The 22884-nt window shown below is 45.8% G+C and carries 26 protein-coding genes; 7 read left to right on the forward strand and 19 right to left on the reverse strand.

Annotated elements, in window-relative coordinates; translation table 11 throughout:
• Positions 1-56: 56 nt before the first annotated feature.
• From ACXAH6_RS00290 to ACXAH6_RS00340, 11 genes are all read right to left on the reverse strand, one after another.
• Positions 57-1379 carry an ATP-binding protein gene (locus tag ACXAH6_RS00290; RefSeq protein WP_474874625.1) on the reverse strand — a complete coding sequence of 441 codons (1323 nt, stop codon included), beginning with the start codon at positions 1377-1379 and terminating at the stop codon, positions 57-59.
• Entirely contained in the window at positions 1376-2050 is a 675-nt protein-coding gene (locus ACXAH6_RS00295) for a response regulator transcription factor (protein WP_474874626.1), read from the reverse strand. Before ACXAH6_RS00295 ends, ACXAH6_RS00290 begins: the two co-directional genes overlap by 4 nt.
• Before the next feature lie 5 nt (positions 2051-2055).
• The gene (locus ACXAH6_RS00300; protein WP_474874627.1) at positions 2056-2370 is read right to left on the reverse strand and encodes a PepSY domain-containing protein; all 315 of its coding nucleotides are present in this window, start codon (positions 2368-2370) and stop codon (positions 2056-2058) included.
• 162 nt (positions 2371-2532) lie between these two features.
• A complete protein-coding gene (gene arfB, locus ACXAH6_RS00305; RefSeq protein WP_474874628.1) occupies positions 2533-2961 on the reverse strand; it encodes an alternative ribosome rescue aminoacyl-tRNA hydrolase ArfB in 429 nt (142 codons plus the stop codon).
• Positions 2962-2963: 2 nt separating this feature from the next.
• Positions 2964-3263, reverse strand: coding sequence for a YciI family protein (locus tag ACXAH6_RS00310; RefSeq protein ID WP_474874629.1), 300 nt, complete (start codon positions 3261-3263; stop codon positions 2964-2966).
• Positions 3264-3278: 15 nt separating this feature from the next.
• Positions 3279-4085 carry a tryptophan synthase subunit alpha gene (gene trpA / locus ACXAH6_RS00315; protein WP_474874630.1) on the reverse strand — a complete coding sequence of 269 codons (807 nt, stop codon included), beginning with the start codon at positions 4083-4085 and terminating at the stop codon, positions 3279-3281.
• Positions 4078-5265 carry a tryptophan synthase subunit beta gene (trpB, locus tag ACXAH6_RS00320; RefSeq protein WP_474874631.1) on the reverse strand — a complete coding sequence of 396 codons (1188 nt, stop codon included), beginning with the start codon at positions 5263-5265 and terminating at the stop codon, positions 4078-4080. The genes trpA and trpB overlap by 8 nt, the downstream gene beginning before the upstream one ends.
• A 31-nt stretch (positions 5266-5296) precedes the next feature.
• The gene (gene trpCF / locus ACXAH6_RS00325) at positions 5297-6694 is read right to left on the reverse strand and encodes a bifunctional indole-3-glycerol-phosphate synthase TrpC/phosphoribosylanthranilate isomerase TrpF (RefSeq protein ID WP_474874632.1); all 1398 of its coding nucleotides are present in this window, start codon (positions 6692-6694) and stop codon (positions 5297-5299) included.
• A gap of 3 nt (positions 6695-6697) precedes the next feature.
• On the reverse strand, positions 6698-7720 hold the full coding sequence (gene trpD, locus ACXAH6_RS00330) for an anthranilate phosphoribosyltransferase (RefSeq protein ID WP_474874633.1): 1023 nt from the start codon (positions 7718-7720) through the stop codon (positions 6698-6700).
• On the reverse strand, positions 7713-8324 hold the full coding sequence (locus tag ACXAH6_RS00335; RefSeq protein ID WP_474874634.1) for an aminodeoxychorismate/anthranilate synthase component II: 612 nt from the start codon (positions 8322-8324) through the stop codon (positions 7713-7715). The genes trpD and ACXAH6_RS00335 overlap by 8 nt, the downstream gene beginning before the upstream one ends.
• Positions 8324-9916: an anthranilate synthase component 1 gene (locus ACXAH6_RS00340; RefSeq protein WP_474874635.1), complete on the reverse strand. Its 1593-nt coding sequence runs from the start codon at positions 9914-9916 to the stop codon at positions 8324-8326. The genes ACXAH6_RS00335 and ACXAH6_RS00340 overlap by 1 nt, the downstream gene beginning before the upstream one ends.
• Positions 9917-10179: 263 nt before the next feature.
• Here ACXAH6_RS00340 and ACXAH6_RS00345 point away from each other — a divergent pair, with 263 nt between their 5' ends.
• From ACXAH6_RS00345 to ACXAH6_RS00370, 6 genes are all read left to right on the forward strand, one after another.
• Positions 10180-11049, forward strand: a complete 870-nt coding sequence (locus ACXAH6_RS00345; protein ID WP_474874636.1) for a PHP domain-containing protein — start codon at positions 10180-10182, stop codon at positions 11047-11049.
• 21 nt (positions 11050-11070) lie between these two features.
• Entirely contained in the window at positions 11071-11691 is a 621-nt protein-coding gene (locus ACXAH6_RS00350) for an L-threonylcarbamoyladenylate synthase (RefSeq protein ID WP_474874637.1), read from the forward strand.
• A complete protein-coding gene (locus ACXAH6_RS00355) occupies positions 11691-12530 on the forward strand; it encodes a segregation and condensation protein A (RefSeq protein WP_474874638.1) in 840 nt (279 codons plus the stop codon). The genes ACXAH6_RS00350 and ACXAH6_RS00355 overlap by 1 nt, the downstream gene beginning before the upstream one ends.
• Complete coding sequence (gene scpB / locus ACXAH6_RS00360) at positions 12514-13143, forward strand: SMC-Scp complex subunit ScpB (RefSeq protein WP_474874639.1); 630 nt, start codon at positions 12514-12516, stop codon at positions 13141-13143. Before ACXAH6_RS00355 ends, scpB begins: the two co-directional genes overlap by 17 nt.
• A complete protein-coding gene (gene rluB, locus ACXAH6_RS00365; protein ID WP_474874640.1) occupies positions 13144-14019 on the forward strand; it encodes a 23S rRNA pseudouridine(2605) synthase RluB in 876 nt (291 codons plus the stop codon).
• A gap of 64 nt (positions 14020-14083) precedes the next feature.
• Positions 14084-14788 carry a Crp/Fnr family transcriptional regulator gene (locus tag ACXAH6_RS00370; protein WP_474874641.1) on the forward strand — a complete coding sequence of 235 codons (705 nt, stop codon included), beginning with the start codon at positions 14084-14086 and terminating at the stop codon, positions 14786-14788.
• A 9-nt stretch (positions 14789-14797) separates the two neighbouring features.
• Here ACXAH6_RS00370 and ACXAH6_RS00375 read toward each other — a convergent pair whose 3' ends face one another.
• A complete protein-coding gene (locus ACXAH6_RS00375) occupies positions 14798-15979 on the reverse strand; it encodes a hypothetical protein (RefSeq protein ID WP_474874642.1) in 1182 nt (393 codons plus the stop codon).
• A gap of 154 nt (positions 15980-16133) precedes the next feature.
• On the opposite strand from ACXAH6_RS00375, the gene ACXAH6_RS00380 reads away from it, so the two are divergent.
• Entirely contained in the window at positions 16134-16649 is a 516-nt protein-coding gene (locus tag ACXAH6_RS00380; RefSeq protein ID WP_474874643.1) for an Mpo1 family 2-hydroxy fatty acid dioxygenase, read from the forward strand.
• A 33-nt stretch (positions 16650-16682) separates the two neighbouring features.
• On the opposite strand, the gene ACXAH6_RS00385 is transcribed toward ACXAH6_RS00380, so the two are convergent.
• The 7 genes from ACXAH6_RS00385 to ACXAH6_RS00415 form a co-directional block, all read right to left on the reverse strand.
• The gene (locus ACXAH6_RS00385; protein WP_474874644.1) at positions 16683-17426 is read right to left on the reverse strand and encodes a dienelactone hydrolase family protein; all 744 of its coding nucleotides are present in this window, start codon (positions 17424-17426) and stop codon (positions 16683-16685) included.
• A gap of 20 nt (positions 17427-17446) precedes the next feature.
• A complete protein-coding gene (locus ACXAH6_RS00390; RefSeq protein ID WP_474874645.1) occupies positions 17447-17887 on the reverse strand; it encodes an ACT domain-containing protein in 441 nt (146 codons plus the stop codon).
• A 126-nt stretch (positions 17888-18013) separates the two neighbouring features.
• On the reverse strand, positions 18014-18676 hold the full coding sequence (locus ACXAH6_RS00395) for a DUF4097 family beta strand repeat-containing protein (RefSeq protein ID WP_474874646.1): 663 nt from the start codon (positions 18674-18676) through the stop codon (positions 18014-18016).
• A 190-nt stretch (positions 18677-18866) separates the two neighbouring features.
• Positions 18867-19223: an outer membrane protein assembly factor BamE gene (locus ACXAH6_RS00400; protein WP_474874647.1), complete on the reverse strand. Its 357-nt coding sequence runs from the start codon at positions 19221-19223 to the stop codon at positions 18867-18869.
• A 140-nt stretch (positions 19224-19363) separates the two neighbouring features.
• Positions 19364-21049: a DNA repair protein RecN gene (recN, locus tag ACXAH6_RS00405; protein WP_474874648.1), complete on the reverse strand. Its 1686-nt coding sequence runs from the start codon at positions 21047-21049 to the stop codon at positions 19364-19366.
• Between the two features lie 231 nt (positions 21050-21280).
• Positions 21281-22459: a M56 family metallopeptidase gene (locus tag ACXAH6_RS00410; protein ID WP_474874649.1), complete on the reverse strand. Its 1179-nt coding sequence runs from the start codon at positions 22457-22459 to the stop codon at positions 21281-21283.
• Positions 22452-22829, reverse strand: a complete 378-nt coding sequence (locus ACXAH6_RS00415; RefSeq protein ID WP_474874650.1) for a BlaI/MecI/CopY family transcriptional regulator — start codon at positions 22827-22829, stop codon at positions 22452-22454. Before ACXAH6_RS00415 ends, ACXAH6_RS00410 begins: the two co-directional genes overlap by 8 nt.
• Positions 22830-22884 lie beyond the last annotated feature (55 nt).

Below are 22884 nucleotides of genomic sequence, written 5' to 3' on the forward strand. Positions count from 1 at the left end.
GGCGTAGTGTTACAAGCGCCCTTGTCAGTTCGTCGCGGGTTTTGTAACGCGCGGTATTATTGTACCGGAAAGCGCAAGGTAATGGCTGCTCCGCCTAACTTTGAACGTGCAATGTGCAGTTGGCCTTGATAAGCATCAACAAGGTCGGCGACGACGGCCATGCCAATGCCTTGCCCTTCTTGGTAGGTGTCTAAACGTTGCCCACGGGTAAGTAACTGTTCAATTTTGTCTGTGGCAATACCGGGGCCATCGTCGTGTATATTTACTTGGCTCCATTGTTCAGACATAGAGATATTTATTGCGATTTTTTTCTTCGCGGCTTTACTGGCATTGTCGAGCACATTACCAAGCATTTCCATTAGATCGGTTTTATCCCCCCAAAACAAGCCTGTTCCCGTTACCTCAAATTCCAGGGCTTTATCGCGATACACTTTCGACAGGGCATTGTTGATTGAAGTGACAACGTCTTCTATCGCTTCAGGTTTTTCCCATGCAGTCGCGCCAAGTGTGGCGCGTTTGAGCTGACGCTGTATTAGCGCATCAATTTGGCGTAGTGGCTCTTTGGCATCGTCTGGTAAGTTTGGTGTGCCAAGCGCGACAGCCAGCGGTGTTTTTAAACTATGGGCCAAATCACCTAAGCTATTTTTATATCGCGTGCGTTGGTCAGCCTCAGATTTTAATAGTTGATTAATACTGTTTTGAAGGCCGGAAAATTCAGGTGGGTATTGCTCGGAAAGTTGTTGAGTGTCGCCTTTGGTTGCTCGACGAATTTCACTGATCAGCAAACGTACAGGGCTGAGAACGCGATTAAGACCAATCAATAAAATCACCAACAGGCCCAATCCTAACATTGTCAGGTACTGCCACAAGGTGCGAGAGAAGGTTTTGCGTTCGTGATTAAAGTCGGCCTTGTCATTAAAAATATAAAAATGCACCGGTTCGAAGTCGCTTAGGGCTTCAAATTCCGCGCTGTACGCATAGGTGAAGTACGGACGATGTTGATCAAATGGGGCGGCAAACTCTTCATTAAATTGTTCTTCACCAACGCTAGGTGTCAACGGGGTTTTGGTCAGCGAATGATAGAGCGAGGAGGCTGATTGCCATACCACATGATCGCGAAATACGATGGCTGCCATGTAACCTGATTCAGGTAAGTTTAGCTGCTCATCGTTTAACAATTCTGGCATGTAGGGGGTGTCGCCCTCTAATTCAAAGGCTGAAATTAATGCCAGCCCCATGAGTTTCAACTCGTTGTACTTAGCTTGGGTTAAGCTGGATGTATAAGCGGTATCTAGGGTAACAACGGTTGTCGGTAAAAACAGTGCTAATGCAATTATTGCTAATACTAGGCTACGTAACCGAAGCGACAGCGATTTCATAGCTGTCGATTAATACGGTAGCCACGACCACGAAGCGTTTCGATAGGCTTTAAGCTGCCGTCGGGGTCTAGCTTTTTGCGCAAGCGGCCAACAAATACTTCTATTACGTTGCTATCGAGGTCGAAATCTTGGTCGTAAATATGTTCGGTTAATTCGGTTTTGGAAATGATTTTTTGTGGGTTGAGCATCAAGTATTCCATCACCTTGTACTCATAGGCAGTAAGCTCTAGCGCCACGTCAGACAATAAAATTTCCTGACTAACAGTGTCCAAGCTAATAGGGCCAAACTGGATCAGAGGGTTGGCCTGGCCGGCAGCGCGGCGAATTAGCGCTTTAATTCGAGCAAGTAATTCTTCGTTGTGAAACGGTTTGGTTAGGTAATCATCCGCGCCCGCGTCCAGACCTTCTACTTTTTCTTGCCAACGGTCTCGCGCGGTCAAAATTAAAATAGGGCAGCGAACATCGTGTTGGCGGGCTTGGCGAATCACATCAAAACCGTCTAGTTTGGGTAAACCGATATCGATGATAGCAAGGTCATAATTGACTTCTTTCAGTTGGAATAGGGCTTTGTCTCCAGCGTCGGCTAAATCAACACTGTAGCCTTGTTCCTGAAGTAAACTGTCGAGTTGTAAAAGCAAACGGCTATCGTCTTCTGCAACCAAAATACGCATACTGCTTAATCGTCCTTGTCTTTTTTCTGTTTCACTTTACCTGAGCGCTTATCGACATCAACTGACACCACGCGACCTGATTTTTTCAATACTTTCACGCGGTATTTCTTTTTGTCTTGGTCTACGCGCAATACACGACCTTCAATGGCTTGTTGAACGCGTTCAACGGCTTCATTGCGATCGATATTTGCATTGTGATGCTGCTCTTGATTGCCATTGTTTTGTTGGGCAAAGGCGTAACCACTGAACGCTGTCACAGACGACAACGTCAATACAACACACAGTGCAGAAACAAATCGATGTAGCGATGCAGTTTTCATAATACCCTTTTATTGTGTTTACCACGGCGAAAGCCAAACATCGTCATGCAAATTGTAATCTCACGGCGGTGTTCCTCACCTCCGGATACACAACTTCCCAAACCTATATTGGCTTACTGTAATAGCATAACGACGACAACTGAATATTAGCTGAATCTTGCACTAATAGGAATGGGGAGTAATTTTACCGCGTAATTGCTTTACTGCGCCGCGCTTTGTTTTTGAGTCGGTGCGTTTGCGCTTAGCCGACAGTGTTGGCCGGGTGGCAATACGAGGCGTTGGTTTTTTTAAGGCCTCACGCACGATGTCAGCAAGGCGATCGAGTGCGTCTTGCCGGTTTAACTCTTGGGTACGAAATTGCTGGGCTTTCAATACAATAGCGCCATCTTGGGTGAGCCGTTTATCACTGATCCCTAATAGAGCTTCTTGCGCGTACTCTGGTAGGCTAGACTGCTGAATATCAAAACGCAGATGAATTGCCGTTGAGACTTTATTTACGTTTTGGCCGCCCGCACCTTGGGCACGAACTGCGCTGAGTGAAATCTCGCTAAGCGGGATGCTTAGCGAGGCATTAACTACGAGAGCTTGCATGGTTAAGGCAAAACCTTTTTGTAAGGCTTAACTATTACGCTTTCATACACGCCAGCTTCAACGTAAGGGTCGGCATTTGCCCATGATTGTGCTTCTTCAAGAGAGGCAAACTCAGCGACTACAAGTGAACCTGTAAACCCTGCTGGGCCAGGATCTGGGCTGTCAACGGCCGGAAATGGGCCCGCAATCAGCAAACGACCTTGATCCTTCAATGCATTTAGACGCTCAAGATGTTTAGGGCGCGCAGCCAAACGTTTGTCTAAACTGTTCGCTACGTCTGTAGCGCAAATCATATAGTACATGGTTATTCCTTTACCTTATTTAGCCGTGGCCGCTTTCATGCTGCTAACAAAGCTGTTAAGTGCACCTAACATGGCGTCTACGTTTCCTAGATTTTGTTCAATCAGGTTAACGGTGGCTGAGCCTGAAATTGCCCCAGCTGCGCCAGATTGAATCGCGTCTTTCACCTGCGCTGGGGTAGAAATACCAAAGCCCAATAGCGCTGGAGCCGTGTGGTATTTATTTAGCTTTTCAATCAAGTCTGATGCTGGCATGGTCGCGGCGGTTTCTGCACCGGTAACGCCTGCGCGCCCGAGTAAGTAAGTGTAGCCGTCTGACTTATCGCCAATTTCTTGCAACGTTGATTCTGACGCATTGGGTGGTGCAATCAAAATTTGTTGCATGTTATTCGCTTTGGCTTGGGCGATAAAACGGTCAGCTTCACGCAATGGTACGTCTGCAATCAATATTGAGTCTACACCAGCCTGTGCCGCACTTTGGTAGAATTGCTCAACCCCTTTGGCCAGCACCAAGTTTGAATAAAGTAACAAGCCGATTGGCGTGTCTGGGTAGTCTGCGCGAATACGTGCTAACAATGCAAAGCAGCTTGTAGGTGTTACCTTGTTATCCAACGCGCGGATCGCCGCTTTTTGGATAGTAGGGCCATCGGCGATTGGATCAGAATAGGGTATACCCAGCTCCAACGCATCAGCACCAGCTTCAATCAGTTCGCGAATGATTTTTTCAGAGGTGTCGATATCAGGGTCGCCAATCATCACGAAAGGCACAAAAGCACCGGCATTTTGTTCCTGCAAGCGCGTAAACATGGTTGCGTATCTAGCCATTGATATCTTCTCCCAAAATACTGATGACGTGGGCTAAATCTTTGTCACCACGACCTGATAGGTTGACCACAATAATGGTTTCTTCTTCGGCTTCATCTGCCATGTTGAGTGCATGAGCAAGGGCATGTGATGATTCCAGAGCGGGGATGATCCCTTCTTTACGAGCGAGAAGTTGGAAAGCGTTCAGGGCTTCGTCATCGGTTGCTGCTACGTACTCTGCGCGGCCAATATCAGACAAATACGCGTGTTGTGGCCCTACCGCAGGGTAATCTAGCCCTGCTGAAACTGAGTAGCTTTCCTCAATCTGACCATCGCTATCTTGCATAATGTAGGTATAGGCACCGTGTAGAATACCTTTAGAGCCGGTACAAATTGCCGCACCGTGATCTTTGGTGTGAATACCTTTGCCCGCAGGCTCAACACCGATAAGGCGTACAGACGGTTCGTCGATAAAGTCTGCAAACATGCCTATGGCGTTAGAACCACCGCCGACACACGCAACAACAGCATCAGGCAAACGGCCTTCTTTCTCTAAAATTTGCGCACGTGTTTCTTCGCCAATCATACGATGATATTCACGTACAATGGTGGGGAACGGGTGAGGGCCTGCAGCAGTACCGAGTAAGTAATGCGCTTTGTCGTAATTGGCAGACCAGTCGCGCAACGCTTCGTTCACTGCATCTTTTAATGTGCCTGAACCTGAGTCTACCGGAATCACTTCTGCGCCCATCAAACGCATTCTAAATACATTGGGAGCTTGACGTTCTACGTCTTTTGCACCCATGTAGATGCGAGCTTTAAGCCCGAGTAACGAACAGGCGAGTGCGGTTGCTACGCCGTGTTGCCCTGCACCTGTTTCGGCAATAACCTCGGTTTTGCCCATGCGCTTGGTTAATAGTGCTTGGCCGAGTACTTGGTTAGTTTTATGCGCGCCACCATGGAGTAAATCTTCACGCTTGAGGTAAAGTTTTACTTTTGGGTTAGACACCAAGTTACGGGTCAGCGTCATAGATGTGGGGCGCCCTGCATAATCTTTTAGCAGCGACATAAATTCTTTTTGGAATTCAGGGTCTTCTTTGGCATCCAAAAATGCTTTTTCGAGTTGGTCTAACGCTGGAATGAGCAGCTCAGGCACATACATTCCGCCGTATTCACCAAACTTGCTATCGAGTTGATTCATAGTTGTCCTGTAATTTCTTTAACACTTGTTCTTAATACGTTCTGCACTGTGTAAACAGGGCATCGAGTTTATCGGTTGACTTATCTGCGGGTGCATTTTCTACACCTGAGTTCACGTCAACCATATCCACGCCACTGGCGAGTGCATGTCCTACGTTGTCTGGCGTAATCCCGCCAGCGAGGACTAATTTGGCTTTGTCTTCACAGTCATCCAGCATCGACCAGTCAAACTGTTGGCCTGTGCCGCCTTTTTCATTACCCACTTGGCAATCGAGTAATATGCGGTCGATGGTGTCGTCATCAAGTAATGCAAACAACAGTGGAGGTAACTGAGTATTTACGCCAAGTGCTTGCCAAATTTCACAGTCTTTAGGCAGCGCATGGCGCAGTTGTTGACGATAGGTGGTGTCTTCATCGCCATGAAGTTGTACAACTTTCAATTGCAATGCATGAGCAAGGGTGACCACCATATCCAGAGATTGGTTTACAAATACACCAACGTAACTGGCGGGTACTTGCTCGACTAATGTTTTTGCTTCACTTTCTGTCACGCAGCGTTTTGAGTGCGGCGCAAAAATCAAACCAAGGTAGCTCGCCCCTTTTGCTAGTGCGTGTTTGGCTTGGTCTATATGTTTCATGCCACACACTTTGACTTTACCCAACACCAATTGCTGCACGGCTTGAGGTAAATTGGCTTGGGCCATAAGTGCACTACCAACAAGGAAACCTTGGCAGATTGGCGCTAAGCGGCGCACGTCAGCATGGGTATAAATACCGGATTCTGAAATAACTACAAAATCGTGGCTTGCTTGCTCTAGCATGGGCACTAGGCGTTCAGTCGTTGCCAAATCTGTGCTCAAATCACGCAGGTTGCGATTATTGATACCAATGATTTTGGCCTCTAGCTCAATAGCGCGTGTCATTTCTTCTTCGTTGCTCACTTCGGTCAAAATATCGAGCTGCAACGTGTTTGCGAGCGCCGCTAATTGGCGGTACGTGTCGTCATCGAGTACCGACAACATAAGTAAGATGGCATCAGCGTTGTAATATCGAGCCAGGTACACCTGATATTCGTTAACGAAAAAGTCTTTGTTGAGTACGGGTTGAGATACGCGCTCTGTGACGTACTGCAAATATTCGTATTTGCCTTGAAAGTACTTTTCGTCGGTGAGTACCGAAATTCCCGCAGCATAAGGCGTATAAGCCGCTAGAATTTCATCGAGGTCAAACTGCTCTCGAATTAAGCCCTTCGACGGCGACGCTTTTTTACACTCTAAAATAAAACCTGCATTAGGCTGGTTTAGCGCGTCAAACAAGCTCTTGGTTGATGGCGTCAGGTTTTGTTTCACTGTTTCAAGGGGCAGGGCTGCCATTCGCGCTTCTAGTTCAACGCGTTTATCAGCAACAATTTTTTCTAGTACGTTTGCCATGAATTACTTCTCCTGATTGCTGATGGTTGCCACTTTATTCACTAAATCGAGGGCCTTACCGACTCGCATTGTTTCTAGCGCGAGTTCAGCACCTTGTTTAAACGTGTCTACGTGTCCGGTGACTTTTAATAAAGCGGCAGTATTCATTGCAATGGCTGCACAGTGGGCTTCTTTGCCTTCGCCGGCAAGCGCAGCCTGAATCATAGCTTTATTTTCTGCCGGTTCACCGCCTTCAATCGCTGATAGCGGGTAGGTGGGCAACCCAAAATCGTCAGGGGTGACTGTGTATTGGCGAATATCACCGTGCTCTAAGTCAACAATTTGGGTTTCACCGTGAAGGGCGAGTTCGTCTAGCCCTGCACCATGTACGATCAAAGCGCGATGTTGGCCCAATAACATGAGTGTTTCTGCATAAGGCTTAAGCAATTCTGGTGAGTAGACACCAAACACGCCGTGTGTTGGCCCCGCTGGATTGGCCAATGGACCGAGTATATTGAATACGGTTCGTGTTTTTAATTCTGCTCTCACTGGTGCAGCATGTCGCATGCCCGCGTGATAAACGGGGGCAAATAAAAAGCAAAAATTGGCTTCATCTAAGCATTCACGGGCTACGTCAGGCGCAATGTCTAATTTAATCCCCAGCTCGCGAAAAAGATCCGCTGAGCCCGATTTACTCGATACACTGCGGTTGCCGTGCTTGGCAACTTTAACGCCACAACTCGCCGCAAGTAATGCAGATGCGCTACTGATGTTAATGGTGTTGTGGCCGTCGCCACCTGTACCTACGATATCTGCAAAAGCATAATCTGGTGTCGGAAAGGGCAGGGCGTTAGCAACCATAGCACTGGCTGCCCCTGCAATTTCATCTGGGGTTTCGCCCTTTAGTTTCAGTGCGGTTAGCAGCGACGACAAACGAATAGGCGATAGCTCACCATGCATGACTTTGTTAAATGCAGCAAAAGCTTCTGTTTGGGTAAGCGAGCTTTGTTGGTAAAGCTTTTCCAATAAAGCGTTGATGTCAGCCATGACGCGCCCCTTCTTCGGTTAAATAATGAATACTTTGAAGTAACAACTTGCTGCCGTCTGCAGTTAAGATGGACTCTGGGTGGAACTGGAATCCGAGCATATTATCTTGCTCATGATACACCGCCATTACCGTTTCGCCCACCTTTGCTAGCGGTTGTAAACAATCGGGTAGCTCGGTCGCCATAAGTGAGTGATATCGCGCTACGTGAAGGGGCTGTGCTAAACCCGCGAACATCGCATTACCGGTATGAGTGATTGCCGAGGCCTTACCATGCATCACATCTGCTGCGCGGCCAACAGCGCCGCCGTAGTGAGAAACGATGGCTTGATGCCCTAAGCAAATGCCCAATACTGGGAATACACCTCGAACCTTATTCAGTAGTTCAGGCATACAACCGGCATCTTCTGGTGCGCCAGGGCCGGGCGATAATAATAGCAGAACCGGGCCTTGTTCAGCTTGGGCTTGCATCTTATCAAACAGGGCTGTGGCATCTACGGTGTTGCGATACACCACAATATTCAATTCCATAGCTCGCAGTTCATCTACGAGGTTGTAAGTAAATGAATCTACGTTATCGAGGAGGAAGACAGTAATTGGTTGCATTAGTTGTTTTCTCCTGCTTGTGCGGCCAATACGGCATTGATAACAGCTTGTGCCTTAGTACGAGTTTCATCAGCTTCTGACTGTGGGTCTGAGTCGTACACCACGCCCGCACCGGCTTGAATAAAGGCGCGCTGGTTTTTCACAAAGGCAGAGCGAATAACAATACAGGTATCCATGTCGCCTTCGCTGTTTAGGTAACCTACAGCACCGCCATAACTCCCACGGCGTTTGTGTTCGACACTGCGAATGAGATTAGCGGCACTGACTTTCGGTGCACCGACTAAGGTGCCCATATTCATACACGCTTGATAGGCGTGAAGTGCGTCGAGATCATCGCGTAACTGGCCGACAACGCGAGAAACCAAGTGCATCACATGTGAGTAACGGTCAACTTTGAGCAAATCTTTTACGTAGCGGGTGCCAGGGCGAGACACTTTAGCCACATCGTTGCGGGCTAAATCGACCAGCATAATGTGCTCGGCCTTTTCTTTCATGTCTTCGCGCAAGTTCAACTCGATACGGCTATCCAAATCGGGATCGATTTGACCATCAGGACGCTTGCCTCTCGGACGCGTACCGGCAATGGGGTATATCTCCACCACATTAGAAGCCTTTTCGTATTTCAATGCCGATTCTGGTGACGCGCCAAAAATCGTAAAATCGCGATCTTGCATGTAAAACATGTAAGGGCTGGGATTTTGTTGTTTGAGATTGGCGTAGGCGTTGAGCGGGTTTGGGCAAGGCAGGCTGAAAGTGCGAGAAGGAACAACTTGGAAGATATCACCAGCGAGAATATTCTCTTTTAAATTGATGACATCTTGCTTGTATTCCTCATCGGATTTGTCTACGTCGACACTAATATTCGCAAGGATAGAAGAACTCGAAATTGGCGTCGCGTCGTTGATATTTTTTAGCTCGGCCAGTATGTGCTCTAAACGTTGGGCCACTTCGAAGTAGTTGGTGGCAACATCCGGCCCGCTGAACACGCTACCTAATAATTGAGTTTGCTGAGTTTGGTGGTCGATAACGAGCAAGGTTTCGGCAAGGTAGAACACGTAATCTGCGCAGTCATTATCGCCTTCCGCCACTTCAGGCAATTGCTCAAATGTGGCAAGCAAATCGTAGGCGAAAACACCTCCTAAAAACACCGCGTTAGGGTGTTGGCGAATAGGAGTAACTTGATTGATAACCAAGCGTAAGGCGTCGAATACACTCGCTGACTTTAGACGTGCATCTTCGTCGAGATCACCACCTACAAAACAACATGTAAGCACTAACTGTTCACCGTCTTGAGTGACTTGAATACCTTCTGGGGCCTTTTCTTCAAGCAAGGGTAGTATTGCTTTGCCGTTGTTGGTGAGGGCTTCACATCGAATAGATTGGCCTCTGCATTCAAATCGCACGGCGGCGTCGACCATCATTAAACTTTTTAAATTGTCTTTACTGTCAATTTCAGCTGACTCAAGCAAAAGCGCATTCGGTTTTGCTTTGCACAAGTGGCTAAATGCCGTTAAAGGATCTTGCACATAGTCGCCAACTCGTTCAATTGACTCAACTTTTCCGGGCGTTGTGCCCAGTTCTGCTAAACTCATTTCGCGATACTCCGCCTGCGAATGTAAAAAAAAGGCCCGTAAAAACGGGCCTTTGTATTTTGTTATGCGTACCAACGCTCACACCGCCCGTCAATTGAGGGAGTGCCACCACCAGATAGCGCCTTTGGCCACTGTATTAAGGTTATTTTGCGTTAGTTTCATCGAAATCTTCTGTCTTTATTTTGCTTTTCGTCAATCTTCATTAGTCAATGGAGCGACGAATCCGTATACTTCTCCCTATAGAAGAAAACAAAACGTCTGCTGTGTCAACCAATAATTTACCCGAAGCTTTAAAAATCGACCTTCATAGTCATACCCATTTCTCCGATGGGCATTTATCGCCCACTGAGTTAGTGATGCGCGCGCAAACCATGCAAGTGGACGTTTTGGCGGTTACCGACCACGATACTGTCGCGGGTTTACAAGAAGCGCACGAAGCACAGCAGAAGCACGCCCGTAAATTGCGCATTATTGATGGGGTAGAAATATCAACAGGCTGGCACGGGTTTGATATTCATATTGTTGGGTTGAATGTTAATCGACATTGCCCGCAATTTTTGAGCATGTTGGAAAACCAGCAAAATATTCGTGACGAACGCGCCCAAAAAATTGCCGATAAGCTTGAAAAGTGTGGTTTTGAAGGGATCTTAGACTACGCTAAACGATATGCCGGCGTTGGACAAATTACCCGTGCGCACTTTTCCCGAGCGCTAGTGAATAACTACGGTGTCAGTACGCCAGAAGCCGCGTTTAGAAAGTATTTAGGCAAAGGTAAACGCGCAGCAGTGAAAGCCCATTGGCCAGAAATGGGTGTCGCTATTGACGCGATCCACGCTGCGGGTGGGGTAGCGGTTTTGGCGCATCCCATTCACTATGACATGACCACTAAGTGGTTGCGTAGGCTGGTGGACGAATTTTGCCAAGCCGGGGGTAATGTGATGGAAGTGGCAGATCGCAGTGCCAGCCTGGATAAAGCTAAATTAATTGAAGACATTGCGTTACAGCACGCAATGTTGGTCTCGGCTGGGTCTGATTTCCATTTTCCCAGTCGATGGACTGAGCTAGGTCGTTGTGCCCGAATCAGTGAACCACTCACTCCGGTTTGGCACGATTGGTCGCTCGCAACGGCGTAACGCCAACATTGGATTGTAGTCATGAGTCAATTTTTTTACGTACACCCCGAAAACCCACAACAACGCTTGTTGAACCAAGCGTGTGAGTTAATTCGTCAAGGGGAAGTGATTGTGTATCCAACCGATTCCGGCTATGCCATCGGTTGTCAGATGGAAAACAAAAAAGCGTTGGAACAAATTTGCCGTATCAGGCAACTCAAGAGCGACCATAATTTTACCTTGGTTTGCAAAGACATGTCTGAACTGTCGGTCTATGCCAAGGTGGATAACATTGCGTTTAGGCAAATCAAGAACAATACACCAGGGCCTTACACCTTTGTACTGCCAGCTACTCGCGAAGTTCCTCGTCGTTTACAAAACCCAAAGCGTAAAACTATTGGTATTCGCGTGCCAGACAATGCCATAGCCTTGCAATTGTTAGAAGCCTTGGGTGAGCCTCTTATATCTACAACGCTGATGTTGCCAGGGGAAGTAGTGGCAGAATCTGATCCCGATGAAATTCGCGATAAACTAGAACGCCAAGTGGGCCTCATTATTCACGGCGGCTACTTGGGTGAACAACCCACCACAGTCATTGATATGTCAGACGGCGAAGCCCAGATTTTACGTGAAGGTGCGGGCAGTATTGAGCCTTTCGTGTAATGAGTGACTTGCCTGAGGTACCCAAAGTCAATCAAGAGCCAGTGCAGCAGCCTTTGCCGTTGGCTTTTGTAAATGGCGAGGCGGTAATTGAAAAACCCGAAGATCTCTATATTCCGCCTGATGCGCTGGAAGTGATCCTGGAGTCTTTTGAAGGCCCGTTAGATTTACTCTTGTACCTCATTCGCAAGCAAAAATTTGATATTACCGCATTACCGGTTGCCATGATTACGCGTCAGTACATGGAATATGTAGAGGTGATGAAAACCCTCAAGCTTGAACTGGCAGCTGAATATTTATTGATGGCAGCAATTTTAGCCGAAATTAAATCTCGTTTGTTATTGCCCAAACGGGCCAGTGATGACGAAGATGAAGACGACCCCCGCGCCGAACTGATCCGTCGTTTACAGGAATACGAACTGACGAAAAAAGCGGCGGAAGAACTCGACAATCAACCGCGTTTAGAACGCGACATTTTTACCGTACAAGTGGACACCGCTGCCGATGTAGCTCCCGTGGTTATTCAACCCGATGTAAGCTTACAAGAGTTGGTTTTGGCTTTTTCAGATGCGATGAAGCGCGCAGCCGCTTTTGAACATCACACTATTGCGCCAGAGGCCTTGAGTACTCGGGAGCGCATGTCGATGATTTTAGCCACCTTAAAAACCGACGATTATTACCCAATGGAAGCGCTGTTCACAGCTGAAGAGGGCAGAGCTGGCGTGGTGGTTACGTTTTTAGCTATTCTCGAATTGGTAAAAGAAAAGCTGATATCCTGCGTTCAGGCTGGTCCTTACGCCAAAGTACATGTGAAATTGACACGTTATGAAGAAGATCAATAAACAACAACTTAAACAACTCATCGAAGCCGCCATCTTTGTATCAGACGCGCCATTGTCGATCGAAAGAATGAAGCTATCCGTTTTGGCAGAATTTTCTGTGTCTGATGCAGCAATTAAGCGTGCGATTGACGATTTAGTGTTAGACTATCAGCCAAGAGGTATTCAACTGATAGAAGTGGCAAGCGGTTTTCGCTTTCAGTCCGCCGACAGTTTAAGTCCTTGGATCAGCCGTTTGTGGCAGGAGAGCAGCCCGCGTTATTCGCGAGCCATGTTGGAAACCCTCGCGTTAATTGCTTATCGACAACCCATTACCCGTGGTGAGATAGAGCAGGTGCGTGGTGTTGCCGTAAGCAGTAATATCATTAAAACACTAACGGAACGCGAGTGGGTACGTGTGGTTGGGCATAAAGAAGTGCCAGGACGCCCAGCGCTTTACGCGACCACGAAACAGTTTTTAGATTATTTTTCACTGAAATCTTTATCCGAACTACCGAGTACAGACGCCTTTGCCCAGCTCGCTGAGCAGGCAGCGGATTCAACCAAAGTGGTGACCGTTTTATCCGATGATGCGAGTCAACCAGATGAAGATTCAACTAAAGAGCAGTTACATTAAATGACTGAGAAGTTACAAAAAGTGCTCGCGAACCACGGAATTGGTTCGCGTAGAGAGATGGAACGATGGATTGAAGAAGGCCGCATATCGGTAGATGGTAAGGTTGCAACCTTGGGTGAACGTGTGGGTGAAACCGCTCAAATTCGTGTGGACGGACATTTGTTGTCTCGCCAAGCCGAAAAGCAAGTATGCCGCGTACTGATGTACAACAAACCAGAAGGTGAGTTGTGCAGCCGCAGCGATCCTGAAGGGCGTGATACCGTATTTGACCGCTTGCCGCGAATTAAACAAGGACGTTGGATCACCGTTGGCCGTTTGGATATCAACACATCAGGTTTGCTGTTGTTTACTAATGACGGTGAGTTGGCAAACCGATTAATGCACCCTCGTTGTGAAGTAGAACGCGAGTACGCCGTACGTGTATTCGGTGAAGTCTCTGCACAAGCTTTGCGCAATATGCAGAAAGGCGTCGAATTAGAAGATGGTGTTGCGAAGTTTACAACGATTCGCCCGCGTCCATCTGAAGAAGAAAGCATCAATCATTGGTACAACGTGACATTGAGCGAAGGCCGTAACCGTGAAGTACGACGCTTGTGGGAAAGCCAAGAATGTCAGGTGAGTCGTTTGATTCGTTTGCGCTACGGCCCAATCGAACTGCAAAAGCGTTTACCACAAGGCGCTTGGGTTGAACTCAGCCTAGACGACGTCAATGCACTGCGCAAGCATGTGCAGTTAAGCCCAGAAACGCAAAGTATGATTGATGAGCGTCGCAATAAACTCGATCATGCGCGTTTGAGCCGTATGCGCCGCTCGGTGAAAAAGCACAAGGTTCGCAAAGAGAAAGTTAATCATCGACGCTCTCAGCCGAAAAAATAATTGATAAAGCACCGTTTTTACGGTGCTTTTTTGTCAGTGAATAAGAGCGTAAATACGATAAGCAATGACAGAATCACATTCCCACACTGATATTCAATCTCTGATGGAGAACAAATCCAGCTGGTTTGCAGCACTTTCTGATGACTGTCAGCAGCTATTGCTCAGGGAATGTCGGCATATGACTTTGCCGCAAAAGCAATACTTGTTTCATCGCGGTGATGGGTTCGACGGTATCTATGCCATGATTAGCGGCACACTGTGGATTAGTGGCTTGGATATTACTGGGAAAGAAATTGGCCTAACTGTGATTGAACCTGGCGAGTGGTTTGGTGAAATTGCGTTGTTTGATCAAGCTCCCAGGACTCATGATGTTGTTGCACTCCAACCCTGTGAAATACTGCATTTACCAACCAAAATATTGAATAGGATGGTAGAAGAAGACCCTTTGTGGTGGCAACGATTTGGTAAGCTGATGACGTTAAAGCTCAGATTGTTGTTCCAGAATATTGAAGATCGCAGTATGCCATCGGCGTTAATTCGCTTAGCCCGACGTTTGCTGACCTTTTGCCAGCAACAAGAAGGGCAATTACAAGCCGTTGAGATTGCCATTCCACAAGAGCAGCTTGGGCAGTTATTGTCTCTGTCACGGCAAAAAACCAACACATTGCTCCGCGAATTAGAGCAACAACAAATCTTATCGTTAACCTACGGCAAAATAGTACTCACTCATCCTGATAAGCTGATCGAAATTGCCTTTCCACGAGAGTAATTCAACACCTTAACTCGTCAATGTTGACGGGTAGCGGCGTGTAAAGCGCTTTAACCGAATGAATTGCTTGAGTTTAGTAATACCTGACATTGTTTTATAAGACGATGCTAGGTTTTTTCTTACCTCATCAACCACGGCTCTTTGTACTATCTCGTTCAGTTGTAAATGCGCTGAGCCTGTTACATCGCGGTTTAACTCCGCACCGCTGTCTATGGCTTGGGTCCAATAGAGCAATTCGCCTAGTTGAATTGCTGCCGGTGAGTCGTCTCTGTTTGGCCTAGTCATTCTAGGTTCAAAATCGAAACTGCCTTTTACCGTACTTTCAACACAGATACTTTGTACAGCTTGGTATGCAGCCATCGGCATAAACAAGTTTAAGAATCCGTCCTTTTTCCTGACATAGTAGAGCCTGGCTTGCAGGTACTTATCTTTTGAGGTTTGCAATTTGGCTGCCGCGTTGGTTTGGCACCCGTTAATATGAAAACCAATTAAGCGATGGGAGTTCGGTACGTTGAATTTTTCTCCTGATTCAAGAGACAAATAAGTCGCTTGTGTCAGTGAGTTTTTATAATGTTTGATTTTGTCACTGTTGCCTTGCAAGTGCGCTTTTTCACTGTGAAAGTTTTGGCTGTAATCCGTTGCTGTTCCACTGGGAGCCAGTTGATCGATTTTGGCAGATATTGCCTGACCAAGATAAAAACCAATTTGTTGAGACAAATGAGATTTAGGGTGCGCAGGGTGGTCGGAATAAACGTCTTTTTCCTGGAATGCATAGGTTCTCAGCGCAGCAGTAACGTCGATAAATTGAGCGTGATTTACACACGCAAAACGCTCTCGGTCTTGATAGACATCTGAGGCGTTAGAGAAAAAAGAACGCACCGAAATCCCAATGACAATCAGCCTTGTTTGTGCGGATATGGTTGAAACTAACTCAAACAAAACACGCCGATAGTCTTCATGGTACTGATAACCAGAAGTCTGTAACCCGAATTGTTCGTCGTTGGGGACAGAGTCGAGCAATACTACATCATATTGGCTAAAATCTTTTTGAGCGTACTTAGCAAATTGTACTCCGGGTGACGCACCCGATGACCAGTTTGTCCAAGTTGCCTTTGGCAAGGCGCGCTTTATACCACTGACATAGCCATTTTTTAAAATAGAGTTTGATGTACCCAGTATTAAGATATTCATAAAATAAGGTTAGTCCTTAAACCACTAATGCATCGCGAATCTATCAAGGATTGTCGGACGATTCAAAACATTGTCACTTTAGTGACAGTTTTCATTTTGAATTACTATTATTGTTTGTGAAAATAATGTAAATAACGTCGGTAAGGTTCGTATTATGAAAACCCTTCAACAACATCTCAGCCAATATGCCGAGTATCACAGAGACCAACGTAATATTCTCACGCACTACTTTGGCATCCCTCTGATTGTTTTTGCTGTATTGAGTTTACTCTGTCGGCCAATGCTGTTTTTAACCTTGCCTGTAGTGGGAGACGTAGTCGTTAATCCCGCACTGCTAGTATGGCTCGCGGGTAATGTGTTTTATTTAAAACTCGACATACGCTTAGGAATGACAATGGTTGTGCTAACCGGCACTTTGCTATTAATGGCGAATACGTTAGCGATGACCAGTACGTTGGTGTGGTTGTCTGCGTCTATCGGTATATTTGTTGGGGGCTGGGTTTTACAGTTTGTTGGGCATTATTACGAAGGCAAAAAACCTGCTTTTGTTGATGACGTAATGGGGTTAGTCATAGGGCCGCTATTTGTGGTGGCGGAATTGAGTTTTCAGTTCGGTTTGAGAAGAGAGTTACTAGCCCAGGTTGAATCAGTCGCTGGGCCTGTACATTAAACGAGTGAGGCGCATACGCGTTCGCTGTAGCTGTTATCTGACTGCAAGTACTCGTTGGAAAAAGCTCACTGCTTGTTGGTACATTTGTAATGCCAATGCACCATCGTATCGTTCGCCACCATCACGCATAAAGGCATGCACCGCATTTACTTCTTGCCAATGGTAATTTAAGCCAGTTTGTTGGCATGCTTGATAGATTTTAAGGCGGCCCTCTTGTGGTACGTGAGGGTCTTGTTTACCCCAGACAAAATACACTTCACCCTGAATGTCTTTCATTCGTGCAAAGCTCTGTTGTTCTGGCGTAGCGGGCAAAGCGTCGCTGTGAATGTCAGTTGCGTACAAACAGTACGCGCCCAATACTTTAGAGTTGAGTGCCGCTCTATAAGCCAAATGGCCGCCAAGGCAAACGCCCATGGCGCCAATGTTACCATTGCAATATTCAGCTTGCTCACAAAAGGCAATCAGCGCTTCGTTGTCGGTATCGTAATCGGTTAAGGGTTTAGCCCATTTGTCGTTGTTACCTTTGTCTTTTCCTGCATCGTCATACCCTAATACCGTTCCTATAGGATTTAACTCGTGAAACACTTCCGGCACGATAACCACAAAACCATGACATGCCATCATTGCCGCTGAACGACTGATGGGAGCTGTGTGTTGAAAAATCTCAGAATAGAAAAACAAGCTGGGGAATTTGCCTTCAGCGTTTGGACGATAAACGTAACAACGCATCGTACCGGTAGCGGTATTGATATCGATAGTTTCTTCGAGTATTTGCATGGAAAAAAGTCCGTAACGGGTTACTGGTATTGGAGAGATAAGGCTTCTAACGCGTCAATCGCACTATTTGCATCTTTCTCGGCAACAAAAATATGATCGTGATAATAGCCTGCGAGAACGTTCGCACTGATATTTTGCTTACCGAGTGCGGAGGCAAAAGCAGCCGTCAGGCCAACTGCTTCTAGGCTTGAATGAACAGAGAGTGTAATTTGTTTAAATACCCCCTGATAACCCAGCTTAAAGCTATCAGCTTGATGTTGCTCGCAAATAAGGGTAATACCTTCGTCTTCGACAAACATGCCCTTGGGGTGTAAATGGGTTGATAACTCGGCATAGTGCGCAGGTGACACCGTAGTAAAAACATAACATTTTTCACATAGGTGGGGGCGCATTGAAGCAATCAACTGATGTAAGTCGGTAATGCCTGACATAGGTAAACCATTGATTAGTTGTGATGCCACAGTATAACGAATAAGGAGGTAATTGAAACGAAGTAGGGAGATTGGCTTGCGAGGTGTTGGAAAAGGCCTTGGTTCACCACTTTTGTGAAGCCCGCAAAAAGCGGGCGTTATAATTAATGTTGATTGTTAAGCCTTGTTATAAAGGTATTCGACTTTATGGCCGAATTTTTCCATATCGAAATCTAGGGTCACTTCACGATAAAGAATAATTTTTCCTTCGAGTTGTACGTCAGAATCTAGATGCAGAGTAGGGATATGATCATCATCGTCCCAATCGTCATTTCTTTTATTATATGTGATATCGCCAACAACGTGAGTATGGCTAGTCAGTGAAATATCACCGTTAACGGTTTCAATATCGCCGCTGATCATGCTTTGATCGAATACAATGTCGCCATTCACGGTTTCAACATCGTAACCCACATTAGCTTGTTCTTGAAATTCGACATTGCCGTTTACAGTTACAATGCTATGGTAAATCTTTACGTGTTTACCCGCATCTATGTTCCCGTTAACCACATCGATTGAACGAATGTTGACGTAACTGCCAATATCAATTCCACCATTAACCACGGAAATATCTCTCACTTCGGCATGATCGCCTATTTCAATACCCCCGTTAACTGTAGATAAATTACCCATGTGACGATGCTCAGCCACATCAATACCACCGAGAATTGAACTCACGTCGCCGTTAGCGTCAGTACTACTTCCGCCGATTTTGATAACACAACCAGAAAGGTTAACGAGTAATAAGGCGGCGACAGATGTTGCGATAATCGATTTCATATAATCCCTGCTTGTCATTATGTTCGTCATTAATAGGCTTTACGTAGCAGGGCACATGCCAATTTTAAAATTTATTAAAAATCAATAGGTTATTGTTTTTGTGAGGCAGGGGATTTGCTAGGGGATTGTCTAGTTCACTAAATGTTAGTGAACTAGACGGTAAATAATTAAATTGACCAAGTTTGTGTGATTATTGGTCTAGCGGTGTGTTGAATTCTTCTGATAGCTCGAAGTCAGATTCGATATTAACCAATTTGTTATCAACGAATGAAATAACCATACGCTTCTCGAAATCTTCACCACGCTTTTTCATTCCGCGCTTCATTTCGTAGAAGTAATACCAGGTATCATGATCAAACGAGTCTTGAACGACGGGCTTGCCTAATACGTAGGTTACTTGCTCTTTCGTCATACCAATGCGTAGTTTTTTAACGTCTCGATCATCTAGAAAGTTACCCTGAGGAACATCAATTCGATAAATCCAGCTAGTGCATGCTGTGCCCATTGAGGTGAGCAAAATTAGAGCGATAATTCGATACAACTTCATTGTGCTTACTTTTTCCAAGTGCTTTATTGTCATTTTTGCCCATCGCCACATCAGTAATCGAAAGATGAGGGCAGTTGGTTAGCGCAAAGCATGCTATAAGCTCATCACGCCTGAGTCAACTATGACCCTCATATTCACAATTAGTTCGATACTGTATTGGCCAATAATTCTCTTGCATTAGCGAGTGCGGATTCCGTTATTCTATCTCCAGCTAATAATCGCGCTAGTTCATCCACACGCGCTTGTTCGGTGAGTGGCAGCATGTGGGTTTCGGTACTGTCATTGTCACTGACTTTGGTGACAAACAATTGATTGTGTGCTTGCGCAGCCACTTGAGGTAAGTGAGTTACACACATTACTTGCTGTGTTTTGCCTAATTGACGTAGAAGTTGGCCGACAATAGAGGCGGTAGGGCCACTGATGCCCGTGTCAACTTCGTCGAAAATCATGGTAGGAGTGGCATTTTGGTCACTGGCAATCACCTGAATTGCTAAGCCAATTCTAGATAGTTCACCGCCCGACACTACTTTGTCTAGTTTGTCTTTGTTTTGGCCTTTATTGGTGCTCACTTTAATGCTGATAGCGTCTAACCCCTGGGCCGTTGGTTTTAATTCAGAGTTAAATTGAATGTCAAAACACAACTGGGCATCGGGCATGTTTAATCGTTGAATTTGAGCTTCAACCGCCTTGGCGAGCTTCGCGCCTTGCGCTACCCGAGACTCAGACAGCTTTAAAGCTGAACCAAGATAGGCTTGTTTCGCTAATTGCACTTCATCTTCCAGTGATTCCAAACGCTCAGAATCAGCGCTCAACCCTGCTAATTCAGCGCTGAGAGTTTGGTGATGCTCATAAAGACTCTCTGGCATGACATTGTGTTTACGAGCTAATTCCATCGCGTAGCTGTAGCGTTTTTCAACTTGCTGAAGTTTAAACGGGTCAATTTCTAACTGGTCGCTATAGCTGCGTAATTCACGAGCAGCTTCTTCTACTTGAATTGCCGCCTCGTTGAGCATTTGCACTATTGGGGATAATGTCGAATCGTGTTCTTCCAACTCAGACAGTTTGTCTGCACTTTTTTGGATGGCACCAAGTGCGTTAAATTCATCGCTTTCATATAAATGGTAAGCACTGATCTGGGCTTCTTCGAGCAACGTTTGACTATTACTTAGGCGCTTGTGCTCTATTTCTAACTCGCTAAATTCACCTTCCTCTAAGGCAAACTCATCTAGTTCTTCAACTTGATAGGTGAGCAATTGCTCCCGGTCAGCCCTTTGTTGGGCTTCTTCCTTGAGAGTAATTAATTCTTTTTGCAAAGCACGCCATTGCTTGTAGTCTTCCGCTGTTTTCTGCAAAAGCTTGGGATGTTTGGCAAAGCTGTCTATGAGTTGACGTTGGTAGTCTTCTCGCAATAACTGCAAGTGCGTATTTTGACCATGAATGGCTAGCAGGGTTTGGCCAAACTGTTTCAATTGCTGCAAAGAAACGGCAGTCCCGTTGATAAAGGCTTTACTGCGCCCTTCCTTAGACACTAATCGGCGAATGAAGGCGGTATCAATATCATCTTCATCGGCTAGTTCATGCTCATCCAACCATGCTTTTGCAGCATGATTTGTTGTTAGGCTAAAATGGGCAATAATTTCCGCCTTACTTGCGCCTGAGCGCACAGCGCCAGCATCGGCGCGTTCGCCCATGCACAAGCTTAAGGCATCAATAGCGATAGACTTACCGGCGCCGGTTTCACCGGTAATCGCAGTTAGGCCTGCCTCCAAATTGACATCAAGATGCTTAACCACTGCGAAATTTTTGACCGATAAATGCACTAACATACAAAACACTCAATTTTTACACTGATACTGTTAATATATACAGTAATTTGTGGTTGTAAAGAGAATTTGTATAGAAGATGAGGGCATCGACTTACACGTATTGGTAACCCTTTAGTTTTCTAAGCGCCTCTAAACTTCAAGATGGCCCCCCTCCCATCTTACTGCTCATGGTAGGGGAGATGGGTTGTACACTGATCACCGCTCAATAAGGAGCAGGCCTTGTGAATGACGTTAGAGAGTAAAAGTGAGCTTTTTCGTGCTAACCGCTCCTTGTACATCATGGGGAGCAAATCGCCATTGGGCAACGGCTTGTTTCGCAGCGTTATCAAAAATACCTTCCGGATAAGAACTGATAATGTTGATGTTATTCACAACGCCATTGTTTTTTATACCAAACTCAACAACAACCCAGCCTTCAATGCCTTGTTGTTTTGCGTCGGTAGGGTAGGTAGGCTCTATACGTACAATAGGCGTTTTCAGCGGCATTAATTTTTCAAATACCTCCTTTTCGTGGTCTGTCGTTTGGGCTCGTAGTTGTACTGCTGCGACTAACGTTAGTGCGATAAGGCTGCACCAAGCAATTTTTCTGCTGTATGACTGACTAGTTTGTATATTGCTGATTCGTTCTTTAATCATCTTTGTATTTGCTCCTTTTCCAAATGAAGTTTGCATGTTAAATACCGTTGTTGAGATGTTAGAAGTCAGGATTGCTTTGGCATATTCTTGCCGATTAAAAAGAGTTTCATTTTGCATTACTGCATCGTCGCAAGAGAGTTCCTGGTCTTGCCTAAACGTGCGGTAGGCCACCCAAGTCAAGGGGTTGAACCAGAACATCACAACAATGACGTGCGCGACAAGATTCCAAAAAATATCTTTGCGGCGATAATGGTGTAGTTCATGTTGAATGATGGCGGATTGTTGGAATGAGTTAAATCTGGTGTCAAAGTCTGTGGGCAGATGTATTGTTGGGGTGAATAATCCCATTAACATGGGGCTGCTTATTTTTGGGTTTAAGTAAATCGGTAATTCACTTAGGCCGTCAATGCTGTGATAGCGGGGCAATAACAGTGTTTTTTGTAATCGATGATATCTGATGAAGCTGATCAGAAATACCAGTGTGAAAATCGTCAATCCAACAAAATAGGCTGCTAGCAGGTAACTGCCGAAATTAACCTGAGTCACGTTTGTACTAGTCTCAGATGGCAGTACATTAAAATCCGTAGTGCTGAAAGCAACAGGAATTTTGGTTTGATCTGGTAATAGCGACACGATTAAACAACAAGGAACGGCGAGCCAAAAATGATAGGCTTGGTTTGCGCCAAATCGTTTAATTGTTAGTGGTCTTAGGGCTAATATAACGACAACAGCAATAGAAAAAACAATGGTCAGTTCGTCGATTACATTATTCATTGTGGGTTTCCCATTCATCGATGAGCTTTTTCAACGCTTCAATGTCTTCTCGCTCAAGTGACTGATGTTTAGAAAAATGGGCGACAAGAGGAGATAGTTTTCCATCGAAAACTTTTTGTAAAAAGCTCTGACTTTCTTGTTTTACATAGCTTTCTCGCTCTACTAGGGGGGTGTACGCATACTCTCTGCCTGTTTTTGTATAAGAAAGCGCGCCTTTTTTAACCAGTCGGTTGAGTAATGTGTTCAAAGTGGTGAGTTGCCAACCTCGCTCAAGGGTTTGTAAAATGGCCTTAGCTGTTTGGGGCGCATCTTTCCACAGTACTTCCATTACCGCGTATTCGGCCTCTGATATTTCAACTCTATTCTTCATTCTTAACGTCAAAACTTTATATTACATGTGTAGTATTTAAATTTATTACACTTGT

The sequence above is a fragment of the Alteromonas sp. ABE4_545 genome, from assembly GCF_056161325.1.

Bases quoted from the DNA above. Each gene is read 5' to 3' on its own strand.
- ACXAH6_RS00290 (WP_474874625.1), bottom strand. From the start codon at position 1,379: ATGAAATCGCTGTCGCTTCGGTTACGTAGCCTAGTATTAGCAATAATT.
- ACXAH6_RS00295 (WP_474874626.1), bottom strand. From the start codon at position 2,050: ATGCGTATTTTGGTTGCAGAAGACGATAGCCGTTTGCTTTTACAACTC.
- ACXAH6_RS00300 (WP_474874627.1), bottom strand. From the start codon at position 2,370: ATGAAAACTGCATCGCTACATCGATTTGTTTCTGCACTGTGTGTTGTA.
- arfB (WP_474874628.1), bottom strand. From the start codon at position 2,961: ATGCAAGCTCTCGTAGTTAATGCCTCGCTAAGCATCCCGCTTAGCGAG.
- ACXAH6_RS00310 (WP_474874629.1), bottom strand. From the start codon at position 3,263: ATGTACTATATGATTTGCGCTACAGACGTAGCGAACAGTTTAGACAAA.
- trpA (WP_474874630.1), bottom strand. From the start codon at position 4,085: ATGGCTAGATACGCAACCATGTTTACGCGCTTGCAGGAACAAAATGCC.
- trpB (WP_474874631.1), bottom strand. From the start codon at position 5,265: ATGAATCAACTCGATAGCAAGTTTGGTGAATACGGCGGAATGTATGTG.
- trpCF (WP_474874632.1), bottom strand. From the start codon at position 6,694: ATGGCAAACGTACTAGAAAAAATTGTTGCTGATAAACGCGTTGAACTA.
- trpD (WP_474874633.1), bottom strand. From the start codon at position 7,720: ATGGCTGACATCAACGCTTTATTGGAAAAGCTTTACCAACAAAGCTCG.
- ACXAH6_RS00335 (WP_474874634.1), bottom strand. From the start codon at position 8,324: ATGCAACCAATTACTGTCTTCCTCCTCGATAACGTAGATTCATTTACT.
- ACXAH6_RS00340 (WP_474874635.1), bottom strand. From the start codon at position 9,916: ATGAGTTTAGCAGAACTGGGCACAACGCCCGGAAAAGTTGAGTCAATT.
- ACXAH6_RS00350 (WP_474874637.1), top strand. From the start codon at position 11,071: ATGAGTCAATTTTTTTACGTACACCCCGAAAACCCACAACAACGCTTG.
- ACXAH6_RS00355 (WP_474874638.1), top strand. From the start codon at position 11,691: ATGAGTGACTTGCCTGAGGTACCCAAAGTCAATCAAGAGCCAGTGCAG.
- scpB (WP_474874639.1), top strand. From the start codon at position 12,514: ATGAAGAAGATCAATAAACAACAACTTAAACAACTCATCGAAGCCGCC.
- rluB (WP_474874640.1), top strand. From the start codon at position 13,144: ATGACTGAGAAGTTACAAAAAGTGCTCGCGAACCACGGAATTGGTTCG.
- ACXAH6_RS00370 (WP_474874641.1), top strand. From the start codon at position 14,084: ATGACAGAATCACATTCCCACACTGATATTCAATCTCTGATGGAGAAC.
- ACXAH6_RS00375 (WP_474874642.1), bottom strand. From the start codon at position 15,979: ATGAATATCTTAATACTGGGTACATCAAACTCTATTTTAAAAAATGGC.
- ACXAH6_RS00380 (WP_474874643.1), top strand. From the start codon at position 16,134: ATGAAAACCCTTCAACAACATCTCAGCCAATATGCCGAGTATCACAGA.
- ACXAH6_RS00385 (WP_474874644.1), bottom strand. From the start codon at position 17,426: ATGCAAATACTCGAAGAAACTATCGATATCAATACCGCTACCGGTACG.
- ACXAH6_RS00395 (WP_474874646.1), bottom strand. From the start codon at position 18,676: ATGAAATCGATTATCGCAACATCTGTCGCCGCCTTATTACTCGTTAAC.
- ACXAH6_RS00400 (WP_474874647.1), bottom strand. From the start codon at position 19,223: ATGAAGTTGTATCGAATTATCGCTCTAATTTTGCTCACCTCAATGGGC.
- recN (WP_474874648.1), bottom strand. From the start codon at position 21,049: ATGTTAGTGCATTTATCGGTCAAAAATTTCGCAGTGGTTAAGCATCTT.
- ACXAH6_RS00410 (WP_474874649.1), bottom strand. From the start codon at position 22,459: ATGAATAATGTAATCGACGAACTGACCATTGTTTTTTCTATTGCTGTT.
- ACXAH6_RS00415 (WP_474874650.1), bottom strand. From the start codon at position 22,829: ATGAAGAATAGAGTTGAAATATCAGAGGCCGAATACGCGGTAATGGAA.